Genomic DNA, 13,406 nt, shown 5'->3' on the forward strand with positions numbered 1-13,406 from the left:
TGCAGCGTTGCGGCAAACGGCGATTGCTTATAATCGGCTTCAACTTACCGAATTGCCGCTCGCCCGGTCGCCTATGGAACCCAAACAGCAAGCCGGCCCCCGCCGCACCCGGGACCGCATCCTGGACGTCTCGCTCCGCCTGTTCAACGAGGTGGGCGAGCCCAACGTCACCACCACCACCATCGCGGAAGCCATGGAGATCAGCCCCGGCAATCTCTACTATCACTTCCGCAACAAGGACGACATCATCAGCTCCATCTTCGTGCTGTTCGAGCAGGAGATGGAGCGCCGCCTGAAGTTGCCCGACGATCACAAGGCCACGCTGGACGAGAGCTGGGGCTACCTGCAGTACATGGCGGAGTTCCTGTGGAACTACCGCTTCCTGTACCGCGACATCAATGACCTGCTGGCGCGCAACCGCATGCTTGAGACCAATTTCAAGCGCATCGTCGAGCAGAAGAAACGCTTTGCGATGGAGATCTGCCGGCAGTTCCAGGAAGACGGCGAGATGGAGGCCACGCCCGAGCAGGTCGAGGCCGTCTGCACCAATATCGTGGTGATTGCCACCTACTGGCTGTCGTTCCAGTTCGTGCAGCATCCGCGCCAGTACAACGACCCCGAGCTGATCCGCGGCTACCTGCACGGCGCCAGCTACCATATCTTTTCGATCCTTGCCCCTTACCTGCGCGGCAAGGCCCGCCAGGCCTTCGACAAGCAAGCCCAGGAATACGCTGCCGCCAAGGCGGCGCAAACAGAAAAGGAACAAAAAGTGAAAGCCGTTTGCATCTATTGCGGCTCCAGCCCCGGCCATCGTCCCGAATATGCCGCCGCGGCGCGCGCCATGGGCAAGACCCTGGCCGAGCGCGGCCTTGCGCTGGTGTACGGCGGGGGCAAGGTGGGGCTGATGGGCATCGTGGCCGACGCCGTGCTGGCGAACGGCGGCACCGCCATCGGCATCATTCCCGATGCGCTGATGCAAAAGGAAGTCGGCCACCGCGGCCTGACCGAGCTGCACGTGGTGCGCAACATGCACGAGCGCAAGCAGATGATGGCCGACCGCGCCGACGCGTTTATCGCCATGCCGGGCGGCGTCGGTACCTTCGAGGAACTGTTCGAGACCTTCACCTGGCTGCAGCTGGGCTATCACGCCAAGCCGGTAGGGCTGCTCAATGTGGCGGGCTTCTACGACAGCATGCTCGGCTTCATGCAGCACGCCGTGGACGAAGGCTTCCTGAAGCAGATCCACAATGACCTGCTGCATGTGGCGCCTACGCCCGAAGGCATCCTCGACAAGCTCGCCAACGCACCGCGCCTGCTGGTGGACAAGTGGCAGGAGAAGCGCGAGGAGACCTGATGGTGCTCCCGGCGGCCCGGCCTCTTGCGTCCAGCGAGCCCTGCTCAGAACGATGAGCCGGGCTCCCTCAGGAAAGCGCTCTCTTCCTCCGTATCCCGCCGCCCCAGCACGGCATTGCGATGCGGAAAGCGCCCGAAGCGCTCGATCACCGCCCGGTGCTTGAGCGCCCACTCGACCTCGTCCACCCCGCCCTGGCTTTCGTCGCGCAGCGCCGTCATCAATTGCACGGCCGTGTTCTGGTCGGCAAGGGCTTCGGAATGCTCGAACGGCATGTAGCAGAACATGCGGTGGAATGCCGTAGGCAGCAGGCGGTCTGCGCCGCTCGCCACCATCTGCCGGGCCGTGGCCAGCGCCTGGGCATCGGAGGCGAAGCTGCGCGGGTCGTTGCGAAAGACATTGCGCGGCACCTGGTCGAGCAGCACGATGCGTGCGCAAGCCCCTTCGGGGTTTTGCACCCAGCAGGCATTGGCGCCCGCTTGCGTGGCTTCCCACAGCGGCAGGAAGGCGGCGCGGACCGTGGCGTCGAAGGCATCGGACTTGGTGAACCATACCGCGCGCGTGCTGTTCCACGCCGGCGACGCGGGCGCGCCGAACCAGAAATCGAGTAAGCGCCGGGCATCGGCGGGCAGGTCCGTGGCGGCGTCGCGCTGCGTATGGGTCATGGCGTAGGCGTGGTTGGCTGGCGCGGTGGCGTTCGCCATCAGCGCGGCACGTTGCGCATCCAGTCGGCGGTGCCGAAGAAGGCTTGCATCAGGCGCAGCTGCAGGTCTTCGGGCAGGCCGACGTCCTGCATGGCCAGCGCCATGCAGCGCATCCACTGGTCGCGCTCGCTGGTGCCGATCTCGAACGGCATGTGGCGCGCGCGCAGGCGCGGGTGGCCAAAGCGCTCGATGAAATGGTTGGGGCCACCCAGCCAGCCGCACAGGAACCAGAACAGCTTGTCGCGCGAGCCGTCGAGCGAGGCGGGATGCAGCGCGCGCAGGCCCTTGAACTCGTCCTCCAGATCCATCAGGTCGTAGAAACGGTCGACCATCTCGCGCACGCGCGCTTCGCCGCCGATCCGTTCATAGGCGGTGACTTCGGGGGCGGCATCGGATGCATCGGATGCCGCATTTTCAGGCTTGGAATCGGTACTCATAAACACTCAAGGATGGTTCAGGCTTCACGCAGCGTGGCCAGCGCGGGCTGCCGCAGCACCTCGCGCAAGCCCAGCCAGCCGCCCGCGAAAGCGCACAGCATGCCAGAAAGCACACCGGCCGGCACGATCCAGCCATTGAAGCGGTAGGGAAAATCGAACACGAACTGCGACAGGCCCCAGCCCACCGCGATCGCGCCCAGGCTGGCCAGCAGGCCCGCCAGCCCGCCCACCACCAGGAACTCCGCGTACTGGGTCTGGCGCACCACGGCGGCGGACGCGCCCAGCGCCTTGAGCAGGCCAGCATCGCGCTTGCGCTCGTCGCGCGCGCCAGAGAGCGCCGCGTAGAGCACGGTGACACCGGCCGCCAGCGTGAACACGAACAGGAACTCGATGGCGGCGATGACCTGGTCGAGCACGTCCTGGATCTGGCGCAGGATCATGTCGGTGTTGACCACCGTGATGTTCGGGAAGGCCGCCACCATGCGGTTGCCCAGCGCGGCTTGCGCGGGCGCCAGGTGAAAGGCGGTGATATAGGTCTGCGGCAGGCCCTGCATGGCCGCAGGCGGCAGGATGACAAAGAAGTTGACCCGCATCGAGCCCCAGTCCAGCTTGCGCAGCGAGGTGACCGGCGCCTCCACCGACTGTCCCGCCACATCGAAGCGCAAGGTGTCCCCGAGCCGGATCCCCAGCGTCTTGGCAATGCCCTCCTCCACCGAGGCCCCGGCCTTGCCGGCACCGAACCAGTAGCCTGCCACCACGCGGTTGCCAGCCGGCAGCGCATCGGTATAGGACAGGTTGAACTCGCGCTCTACCAGGTTGCGGGCGCGGCCATCGGCGAAGCGCTCCGCGCGCACGGGTTGGCCGGCGATATGGGTCAGGCGGCCGCGCACCATCGGGTACAGCAGGTCGGCAATGCCGGCATGCTCCAGCATGCCGGCCAGCGGCGCGCGCTGGGCGGCTGGATATTGATGACGAAGCGGTTGGGTGCGTTCACGGGCGTGGCGTCGCGCCAGGAGGCGATCAGGTCGTTGCGGGTCATGCCGAGCAGCAGCAGTGCCATCAGGCCCACCGCCAGCGCCACCGTCTGCAGCACCGTCACCCCGCGGCGGCGCTCCAGCACCGCCAGGGCAAAGCGCCAGCCCACGCTCCCGCGTGCCAGGCGCCGGCCGCGCATCAGCCGCGATAGCAGGCTCAGCAGGCCAAGAGCCAGCAGCGCGAACACGACGCCTGCGGCGACAAAGCCGCCCGCGGTGGTCAGCCCCAGCTTGAGATCGCGCGCGGCCACCAGCAGCAGTGCCACGAAGGCGCCCAGGCCGAGCCCGTAGGCGATCCAGGTCGAAACCGGCGGCGCGCCGATATCACGCCGCAGCACGCGCAGCGGCGGCACCCGGGTCAGCGCCAGCAGCGGCGGCAAGGCAAAGCCGGCCAGCAGGACGACGCCCGCCAGCAGGCCCACCACGGCCGGCAACGCTGACGGCTGAGGCAGCGTCACGGTCAGCAGGTTGCCCAGCGAGAGCAGCAGCCCGTAGTGCGCCAGGTAGCCCAGCGCCACGCCGGCCACCGCGCCGCCCACGCCCAGCAGCAGGAACTCCAGCCCGAAGGCCAGCAGGATCTCGCGGCGCGACAGGCCCATGCACTTGTACACGGCACAGGCGTCCGTGTGGCGTTGCATATAGCGGCGCGCCGACATGGCGATGGCGACCGCGGCAATCATCGAAGACAGCACCGCCACCAGCGACAGGAAGCGCTCGGCGCGGTCCAGCGTGGCACGCATCTGCGGCTGGCCCGACTCCAGCGACTCGACGCGGGTGTTGCGCAGCGCGCGCTTGTCGATCTCCGCCTCGGCCCATTTCTGGTAGGCCTGCGCGGCGGCGTCGGGGCCGGCGACCAGCAGGCGGTAGCTGACCCGGCTGCCCCAGCCCACCAGCCCGGTGGCGGCCAGGTCGGAGAGCGGCAGCATCACGCGCGGCGCGAAATTCATGAAGCCGGCGCCACGATCCAGCTCCTGCGTGATGATGCGGTCGATACGAAAGCCGCGGCTGCCCAGCCGGATGGTGTCGCCCATGGCGACGCCGAGCGAGTCCAGCAAGGCCGCGTCCACCCACACGGTGCCCTCGGCAGGAATGCCGGTGGCGACCGTTTCCGGCGCGCCGGGCGCGGCCGCCACCTTGAGCTGCCCGCGCAGCGGATAGCCGGGCGCAACGGCCTTCAGCGCAGCCAGTTGCGAGGCGGCCTCGGCCGCCGCGCCGCTGGCCGCGCTGAGCTTGGTGGCCTTGCCCGGCGCCTGCGCGCTGGCCATGCTCGGGAAGGTGACGGTCTGCGTGGTGGCCAGGCCGGCTTGCGCGGCGTGGCTGGCGAAGGCGGCATCGAACGGCTGGTCCGACACGATCAGCACATCGGAGGCGATCATCTGGCGCGCGTCGCGCTCCAGCCCCAGGCGCATGCGGTCGGCCAGAAAGCCGACACTGCTGAGTGCCGCCACGGCCAGCACCAGCGCGAACAGCAACAGGCTCAGCTCGCCGGCACGCCAGTCGCGCCGCGCCATGCGCAGTGCCTGGCGCCAGGGCGAGAAACGCGCCGGGCGCGCGCCGGACGATGCGGCTACGGTAGCGGTGACTGCTGCGGGGACGTGCTGGAAAGTGGGTTCTGAAGACATTGATCTCTTATCTCTTGTCCGTGCACATGCATGGTGGCGGCCAGCCGGGCAGGCCGCGTGCCAGGATTGGCGCGATGCGCAGGGTACCTGCGGGTTGATCCCGGCGCGCATGCGCCGGACCAGGGCCAGATTATGGCCGGATTGGGCGAGACGGGGGGCTAACCCGCCACTCAGCGCCGGGGCTGACGCCCGACCGGCGAGGCCACCGGGGCACGCTTGGCCAGCGCGTCACGCAAGCGCCGCACGCCACGCCACAGCTTGGGCAGCAGCCACGCCGCCACCAGCAGCAGCACGGCCAGCACCACCAGGAACACTACGGGCAGAAAAAAGGCCAGCAGCAGTCCGCTGCTGGCGGCAACGTCCTCGCTCAGTGAGGCAGCCCAATTCGAAAACGGTTCCGGCGAGACGTTGATCAGGGCGCGGGTGCCGGCCTTGGCGGCATGGGCGGTGCCGGCCAGCGTGCCGCCCACCAGGCCGGCGGCGACCATCCATTGCGGATCGAGCTGCCCGAAGGCCGCGGCGGCCAGGATAGCGCCAGCGGGAATGCGGATAAAGGTCTGGATGCTGTCCCAGAAGGAATCGAAGCCGGGTACCTTGTCGGCCACGAATTCGGCCAGGGCCAGCACCGCGGCAAGCGCGATCACCCACCACGATTCCAGCGCCTGCAGGCCGGGCGGCAGGTGCAGCCAGCCCAGGCGGCCCAGCGCGCCAGCCGTGAACACGGCCAGGTAAAGGCGGAATCCGCTGGTCCAGGACAAGCCCGCGGCCAACGCGGCCGTTTCTAGCATGGCGCTCCTCGCACGGTCTGTCTGGCGGGCATGCAGCCGCGCCGATGCAAGCAGTGTAATACGCGGACGCGCAAATGGCCGGGAGCGGGGAGCCGGCCCGTCCCGGCGGTTGGGGTCAGGTGCCTTCCTTGCCGTCCGGGCCGTACCAGGGCAGTGCCTCCTGCGGCGTCAGGATGCCGCTGGGCTCGGCCATGGTGTAGCCGGGCAGCGCCTCGATACGGTGCCGCAAGGCCGGGTCCGCCAGGCACGCCAGCAGGCCATGCGCCCAAGGTGTGATCTGGTCGTTCTTGCGCAGTGCCAGGTAGTAGGCCTCGCGGGTCAGCGGCACAAAGGCCAGCCCATGGGCCTCGGCGTTCATGCGCAGGCCGAATCCCACCTCGGCGCGGCCGGCGTGCACCGCCTCCGCCACCTTTTCGTTGCTGAACTCTGGGGATTCGTAGCCGACGATCTGGTCCGGAAAAAGGCCCTGGGTAGCCAGCAACTGGTCAAACAGCATGCGCGTGCCCGAACTGCGCTGGCGATTGACGAAGCGGGCGCGGGTACGGGCCAGGTCGCGCAGATCGCGGATCTCGCTCGCGAGCCCGGGTGCGACGATGAGGCCTTGCTCGCGCCACGCCAGCCGGATCAGGCGCACGGCCGCCGGACGCAGCCATTTGCGCAGCGTCACATGGGCCACAGAGCCAGCTTTCTGGATCGGCGAGACGTAGAAGCCAGCCAGCTCGGACTGCCGCTCCTGCAGGCAGATCAGGCCCTCCACGCTGCCGCAGAACACGGTATCGAGCTGCAGCCCGCCCGGCGTATCGTGCAAGGCCCCCGCCAGGACCTCCATGGCCGGATCGTGGCTGCCGGAAAAGCGGATACGGGTCTGCGGTTGGGCCGCATCGTCCAGGTCCGCCAGGAAATCGACCATCGCTTTCTGCACGATCGGATCGACGGAATCACGCAAGCGCCCTTCCGCGCGCAGCAAGCGCTCGCCAAACAGCGTCAGCGACGCCCCCCGGCCTCGCTCCATGTCGAGCACGCTGCGCCCGAGCATCTCCTCCCACGATCGCATCACGCCCCAGGCGTGCCGGTACGACAGCCCGATCTCGCGCGCCGCGCGATGCAGGGAGCCAGTCTCGCGCACTGCCTTGAGCAGCTGGAACACCTTGCCATTGGAGCGCGGATTATCGTCCGCGGCGACCACGGGGAACAGATCAAAGCGAAATGTCATATGAAACGCTTTTCATATTTACTTTAGAGATGTGGTTCACCGAGAATGCGAAACGCTGATTTCCACGTATTTTGCTGCATTCTCACCGATCTCTTGAGTTTGTGGCAATTGTGTTTCTGAAAACATAAGACAAGGAGAACCCATGCAAGCGGTCGGCAAACAAAGCCCCTTACGCCACATTTCGAGCCGGGCCACGTGCGCTATCGGGCTGGTTTGCCTGGTTGGCATGGCCAGCGCCTTCGCCGGCGAGCTCAAGCTGGCCACGACCACCAGCACGGAGAACTCCGGCCTGCTGAAATTCCTGCTGCCCAGGTTCGAGCAGAAGAGCGGCGTCACCGTCAAAGTGATCGCGGTGGGATCGGGCAAGGCGATGAAGATGGGCGAGATGGGCGATGTCGACGTGCTGCTGGTGCACGCGCGCAAGATGGAAGACGAATTCATGGCCGCGGGCTACGGCGTCAACCGCCGCGACGTGATGTACAACGACTTCATCGTGGTCGGCCCGGCCAGCGACCCGGACCGGCTCAAGGGCGGCAAGGACGTGCTAGCCGGCTTCAGGAAGATCGCCGCCGGCAACGCCAAATTCATCTCGCGCGGGGATAACTCCGGGACCGACGTGATGGAGAAGGCCTACTGGAAGCAGGTGGGGATCGAGCCCAAGGGGCAGCCGTGGTACGTGAATGCCGGGCTGGGGATGGGTGAGGTGTTGACCATGGCTGCGCAGATGCCGGGATATACGTTGTCGGACCGGGCTACTTATGGCGCGTATCGCGCCAAGACCGGATTGGCGATCCTGCTGGAGGGCGATCCCAGGATGTTCAATCCGTATGGCGTGATTGCTGTTAATCCGGCCAAGCATGCTGGTACCAATTACGTGGATGCGATGAAGTTGGTGGAGTGGATTACTTCTAGGGATGGGCAGGACACCATTGCTGCTTACAAGGTGGAGGGGGAGCAGTTGTTTTTTCCTAGCTATAGGGGGAAGTGAGGGGGGGTATGCGCAGGGGCAGAACCGTTGGCTCTTGTTGCCTTGGCTGGGTTTTCTTTGAGCGGCGTTGGCGTTTGCACCCAATTGGGTGCAAACGCCAACGCCGCAGCAATCAAATCCAAAGCTTGTGAACAAGAGCCAACGGTTCTGCCCTTGCGCACAAACACCTCCTTACCCCTCCCTCGTCAACTGCGGCAAAACCGGTAACTCCCCAGCCACCTCGGCAATCATCCTGCGCATCCACACCACATCCGGCGCAGCATGACACCGCTCATGCCAAAGCTGATAAAACCGCATGCGCGGAAACGCCACCGGCGAAGGGACCATCTTCAACGGCAGGTACTGCGCATAGTGCGCGGCAAACTGCCGCCCCGTGGTGAACACCATATCGGTCTTCATCAGCACATACGGCACCAGCCCGAAATACGGCAGCGTGACCTGGATATTGCGCTTGTACCCCTGCTCGGCCAGCGCCTGGTCAATCATGCTGCGCTGCATCGAAGCATAGGGCGCGGGGGCAAGGTGAGGCATCTCGAGGTAATGCTTGAGAGTCAGCCCCTTGCGCGCCAGCGGATGCTGCGCGCCCAGCATGCACACCACCTCATCGTCGAACAGCGGTGAGATATGCAGATGTTCCGGCGGCGATAGCCAGTTGCCGACCACGATATCGAGCTGCCCCTGCTCCAGGCTGTCGAGGAAGTCGCTCGATGAGGTCATCGGGTGCACGAACAGCTTGGCGCCGGGCGCCAGCCGGCGCACGCGCTCGACGATATTGGGCAGGAAGAAGGCGTCCAGGTAGTCCGGCGCGCCCAGGTGGAAGGTACGGGTAGTGGTGGCGGGGTCGAAATGCTGGGGCGGCCGCGCGATGCGGTCCATGGCCGCCAGGCTCTGTTCGGCCAGCTGCAGCAGTTCGCGCCCGCGCTCGGTCGGCACCATGCCGCTCTTGCCGCGCACCAGGATGGCATCCCCGGTGATTTCCCTTAGTCGCTTGAGCGTATTGCTGATGGCGGGCTGCGACTGGCCGAGGCGGACCGCGGTGCGGGTCACGCTCTGCTCGGTGAGCAGGGTGTGCAGCACCCGCAGCAAATAGGTGTCGAGATGGTCGCGTCCGTGCATGGCGAGGGGGCGCCTGGCGCGCTTTGCGGCCGGTGGCGTGGGGAATGGGAACGGCGCATAGTGTATGTCACGCACCCCGTCATTGGTCAAATCCGGTGGCCGCCGCCCTCGCCAGCCACCAGAACGCTCTCCCCCTCTTGATGGGGCATATCACCTGGGCCGAATATTGCATCGTCGGCGTCAGTGCTATGTTTGGCCCCATCCACAAAGAGAGAAGACACCATGGAGACGCAAACCATCCGCTTTTACCACCGCGGCAAGGTGACGGAGGTCGCAGACGCCCCCGTGACCCGCACCGTGCTGCAGTACCTGCGCGAGGACGCGCGCTGCACGGGCACCAAGGAGGGCTGCGCCGAAGGCGATTGCGGGGCATGTACCGTGGTGCTGGGCGAACTGGGCGAAAACGGCCAGGTCGAGTTCAAGGCGGTCAATTCCTGCATCCAGTTCTTGCCCACCCTGGACGGCCGCGCGCTGATCACGGTGGAAGACCTGCGCCAGGCCGACGGCGCGCTGCACCCGGTGCAACAGGCGATGGTGGAGTGCCATGGCTCCCAGTGCGGTTTCTGCACCCCCGGCTTCGTCATGTCGCTGTGGGCGCTCTACCAGCAAAAGTCCGCGGACGCAGGCACCGGCCGCGCCCCGGCGCGCGAGGCCATCTGCGACGCCCTCACCGGCAACCTGTGCCGCTGCACCGGCTACCGCCCCATCATCGAGGCCGGCCAGCGCATGATGGCGCTGCCGGCGCCGCAGGCCAGCAAGCTGGACCCGCGCCAGATCGCCGACACGCTGCGCTCGCTGCGGCGCGACGGCACGTTCCACTACAGCACCGCAGGGCAGCATTTCTACGCGCCCCGCACCGCCTCCGCCTTTGCCGCCATCAAGGCCGCCGAGCCCGGCGTGCGCATCCTGGCCGGCAGCACCGACGTGGGGCTGTGGGTGACCAAGCAGTTCCGCGAGCTGGGCAACCTGCTGTACGTGGGGCAGGTGGCCGACCTCAACAGCATCGAGCAGGTGGACGGCGCCGTGGAAATCGGCGCGGCGGTCTCGCTGGAGCGCGCCTACGCCGCGCTCAATGCCGTGCATCCCGAGCTGGAAGAACTGTGGAAGCGTTTTGCCTCGCTGCCGATCCGCAATGCCGGCACGCTGGGGGGCAATATCGCCAACGGCTCGCCCATCGGCGACTCCATGCCCGCGCTGATCGCGCTTGGCACCGAAGTGGTGCTGCAACGCGGCGAAGTGCGCCGCACCCTGGCGCTGGAAGACCTCTACCTCGCCTACCAGAAGACCGCCATGGCCGAGGGCGAGTTCGTCGCGGCGCTGCGCGTGCCGCTGGCGGGCCCCCAGCACTTCCGCACCTACAAGTTGTCGAAACGTTTTGACGAGGACATCTCCGCGGTGTGCGCCGCCTTCGCGCTGACCATCGAGGGCGACGTGATCCGCCATGCACGCGTGGCGTTTGGCGGCATGGCCGCCACGCCCAAGCGCGGCGCCAATGCCGAAGCCGCGCTGGTTGGCCAGCCCTGGACGGAGGCCACCGCCCGCGCCGCCATGAGCGCGCTGGCCCAGGACTTCACCCCGCTGTCCGATATGCGCTCCACGGCCGCGTACCGCAGCCGCGGCGCCGCCAACCTGCTGTACCGCTTCTGGCTGGAAACGCGCGCCGACGCGCTGCCCGCCGCCGCCGTCAATGTCCGCGCCATCGGCGCGGGCGCGACCACCGCCACCGCTACCGCGTAAGGAGAGATCGGCATGAACAAGCAAACCGAACCCTTCCTGCTCGACGCCGCGACCGAAGCCAGGACCGCCATTTCGACGCAGCAAGTGGGCGTCTCGCGCCCGCACGAGTCGGCCCACCTGCACGTGGCCGGCACGGCAACCTACACCGACGATATCCCCGAGCTGGCGGGCACGCTGCATGCCGCGCTCGGCATGAGCACGCGCGCCCATGCCCGCGTCAAGTCGATCTCGCTGGACAAGGTGCGCGCCGCGCCAGGCGTGGTGGCGGTGCTGACCGCCGAGGACATTCCCGCGGCCAACGAATGCGGCCCGATCATCCACGACGACCCGATCCTGGCCAACGGCCTGGTGCAGTTCATCGGCCAGCCGATCTTCGTGGTGGTGGCGACCTCGCACGACGCCGCGCGCCGCGCCGCCCGCCTGGGTGCGATCGAGTATGAAGATCTGGCACCGGTGCTGTCGCCGGAGGCGGCGCACCAGGCCGGCAGCTACGTGTTGCCGCCGATGCACCTCGCGCGCGGCGAGCCGGCCAGCCACATCGCCGCCGCCGTGCATCGGGACAAGGGCAACATCCGCCTGGGCGGCCAGGAACAGTTCTACCTGGAAGGCCAGATCGCTTACGCCGCGCCCAAGGAGAACGACGGCATGCACGTGTGGTGCTCGACCCAGCACCCCACCGAAATGCAGCATGCGGTGGCGCATATGCTGGGCTGGCACGCGCACCAGGTGCTGGTGGAGTGCCGCCGCATGGGCGGCGGCTTCGGCGGCAAGGAATCGCAGTCGGCCATGTTTGCCTGCTGCGCTGCGCTGGCCGCCTGGAAGCTGCTGTGCCCGGTCAAGCTGCGTCCGGACCGCGATGACGACATGATGATCACCGGCAAGCGCCACGACTTCGTCTTCGACTACGAAGTCGGCCACGATGCCGACGGCCGCCTCGACGGCGTGTCGGTGGAAATGGTCTCGCGCGCCGGCTTCTCGGCCGACCTGTCCGGCCCGGTGATGACCCGCGCCATCTGCCACTTCGACAACGCCTACTGGCTGCCGAACGTGCGGATCGACGGTTACTGCGGCAAGACCAACACGCAGAGCAACACCGCCTTTCGCGGCTTCGGCGGCCCGCAGGGTGCCTTTGCCATGGAGTACATCCTCGACAACGTGGCACGCACCGTGGGCCGCGATGCGCTCGACGTGCGCCGCGCCAACCTGTACGGCAAGACCGAGCGCAACGTCACGCCGTACGGCCAGACCGTGGAAGACAACGTCATCCACGAACTGCTCGACGAACTCGAGGCGACCAGCGCCTACCGCGCGCGCCGCGAGGCGACGCGCGCGTTCAACGCAAGCAGCCCGGTGCTCAAGAAGGGCATCGCCATCACCCCGGTGAAGTTCGGCATTTCCTTTAACGTGGCGCACTTCAACCAGGCCGGCGCGCTGGTGCACGTGTACAACGACGGCTCGGTGCTGGTGAACCACGGCGGCACCGAGATGGGCCAGGGCCTGAACACCAAGGTGGCGATGGTGGTGGCGCATGAGCTTGGCATCCGGCTCGAACGCGTGCGCGTGACCGCGACCGATACCAGCAAGGTCGCCAACACCTCGGCCACGGCCGCCTCCACCGGCACCGACCTGAACGGCAAGGCCGCGCAGGACGCCGCGCGGCAGATCCGCGAGCGCCTGGCGGCGTTTGCCGCACGCCAGGCTGGCGTGGATGCCAACAGCGTGCAGTTCGGCGACGACCTGGTGGTCGCGGGCGAGCTCCGCCTGGACTTCAGCGACCTGGCGCGGCAAGCCTACGTGGCACGCGTGCAGCTGTGGTCCGATGGCTTCTACACCACGCCCAAGCTGTACTGGGACCAGTCCAAGCTGCAAGGGCGGCCGTTCTATTACTTCGCCTATGGCGCGGCCTGCTCGGAAGTCCTGGTGGACACGCTCACCGGCGAATGGCGCCTGCTGCGCGCCGACGTGCTGCACGACGCTGGCCGCTCGCTCAACCCGGCCATCGACATCGGCCAGGTCGAAGGCGGGTTTATCCAGGGCATGGGGTGGCTGACCACCGAGGAACTGTGGTGGAACAAGGACGGCAAGCTGATGACGCATGCGCCCTCCACCTACAAGATCCCGACCGTCAACGACTGCCCGGAGGAGTTCTACGTGCGGCTGTTCGAGAACGACAACGCGGAGGACAGCATCCATCGTTCCAAGGCCGTGGGCGAGCCGCCCCTGCTGCTGCCGTTCTCGGTGTTCTTTGCCATCCGCGACGCGGTGGCCAGCGTGGGGGACTACCAGGTGAACCCGCCGCTGGCCGCGCCGGCAACCAGCGAGGCGATCCTGGATGCGGTGGACGCGGTGCGCGCGGCTGCGCAGGCGGCGTAACAGGAGAGGGAGACGCGGGGCGTGCAGTTGCGCCCGCCCTCCC

Annotated in this window: 9 protein-coding genes and 2 pseudogenes; 5 read left to right on the forward strand and 6 right to left on the reverse strand. The window is 67.2% G+C overall.

The genetic code is table 11. The features are described from left to right. Nucleotides 1-73: 73 nt before the first annotated feature. Nucleotides 74-769, forward strand: a pseudogene (locus OR16_RS04925) (TetR/AcrR family transcriptional regulator); the annotation flags it as partial. Continuing rightward, nucleotides 770-1,354 carry a TIGR00730 family Rossman fold protein gene (locus tag OR16_RS04930; protein ID WP_006156860.1) on the forward strand — a complete coding sequence of 195 codons (585 nt, stop codon included), beginning with the start codon at nucleotides 770-772 and terminating at the stop codon, nucleotides 1,352-1,354. A gap of 44 nt (nucleotides 1,355-1,398) precedes the next feature. Here OR16_RS04930 and OR16_RS04935 read toward each other — a convergent pair whose 3' ends face one another. The 5 genes and pseudogenes from OR16_RS04935 to OR16_RS04955 form a co-directional block, all read right to left on the reverse strand. Beyond that, complete coding sequence (locus OR16_RS04935) at nucleotides 1,399-2,016, reverse strand: DUF924 family protein (RefSeq protein WP_043418535.1); 618 nt, start codon at nucleotides 2,014-2,016, stop codon at nucleotides 1,399-1,401. A gap of 38 nt (nucleotides 2,017-2,054) precedes the next feature. Continuing rightward, nucleotides 2,055-2,492, reverse strand: coding sequence for a group II truncated hemoglobin (locus tag OR16_RS04940; protein ID WP_006156862.1), 438 nt, complete (start codon nucleotides 2,490-2,492; stop codon nucleotides 2,055-2,057). Nucleotides 2,493-2,509: 17 nt separating this feature from the next. Further along, nucleotides 2,510-5,037 (reverse strand): annotated as a pseudogene (locus OR16_RS04945) (ABC transporter permease). A gap of 281 nt (nucleotides 5,038-5,318) precedes the next feature. Beyond that, a complete protein-coding gene (locus OR16_RS04950; RefSeq protein ID WP_006156863.1) occupies nucleotides 5,319-5,936 on the reverse strand; it encodes a DUF4126 domain-containing protein in 618 nt (205 codons plus the stop codon). 115 nt (nucleotides 5,937-6,051) lie between these two features. Further along, nucleotides 6,052-7,149 (reverse strand): substrate-binding domain-containing protein, encoded by a 1,098-nt coding sequence (locus tag OR16_RS04955; protein WP_006156864.1) that lies wholly within the window; start codon nucleotides 7,147-7,149, stop codon nucleotides 6,052-6,054. A gap of 226 nt (nucleotides 7,150-7,375) precedes the next feature. Here OR16_RS04955 and OR16_RS04960 point away from each other — a divergent pair, with 226 nt between their 5' ends. Beyond that, nucleotides 7,376-8,137, forward strand: a complete 762-nt coding sequence (locus OR16_RS04960; protein ID WP_237716934.1) for a substrate-binding domain-containing protein — start codon at nucleotides 7,376-7,378, stop codon at nucleotides 8,135-8,137. 171 nt (nucleotides 8,138-8,308) lie between these two features. Here OR16_RS04960 and OR16_RS04965 read toward each other — a convergent pair whose 3' ends face one another. Continuing rightward, on the reverse strand, nucleotides 8,309-9,253 hold the full coding sequence (locus OR16_RS04965; RefSeq protein ID WP_006156866.1) for a LysR substrate-binding domain-containing protein: 945 nt from the start codon (nucleotides 9,251-9,253) through the stop codon (nucleotides 8,309-8,311). 222 nt (nucleotides 9,254-9,475) lie between these two features. Here OR16_RS04965 and xdhA point away from each other — a divergent pair, with 222 nt between their 5' ends. Together xdhA and xdhB are read left to right on the forward strand one after the other, a co-directional pair. After that, nucleotides 9,476-10,990, forward strand: coding sequence for a xanthine dehydrogenase small subunit (xdhA, locus tag OR16_RS04970; protein ID WP_006156867.1), 1,515 nt, complete (start codon nucleotides 9,476-9,478; stop codon nucleotides 10,988-10,990). Nucleotides 10,991-11,002: 12 nt separating this feature from the next. After that, nucleotides 11,003-13,363 carry a xanthine dehydrogenase molybdopterin binding subunit gene (xdhB, locus tag OR16_RS04975; protein ID WP_006156868.1) on the forward strand — a complete coding sequence of 787 codons (2,361 nt, stop codon included), beginning with the start codon at nucleotides 11,003-11,005 and terminating at the stop codon, nucleotides 13,361-13,363. The last annotated feature ends 43 nt before the right edge of the window (nucleotides 13,364-13,406 follow it).

This window comes from Cupriavidus basilensis OR16, from assembly GCF_000243095.1.
GTDB lineage: Bacteria > Pseudomonadota > Gammaproteobacteria > Burkholderiales > Burkholderiaceae > Cupriavidus > Cupriavidus basilensis_D.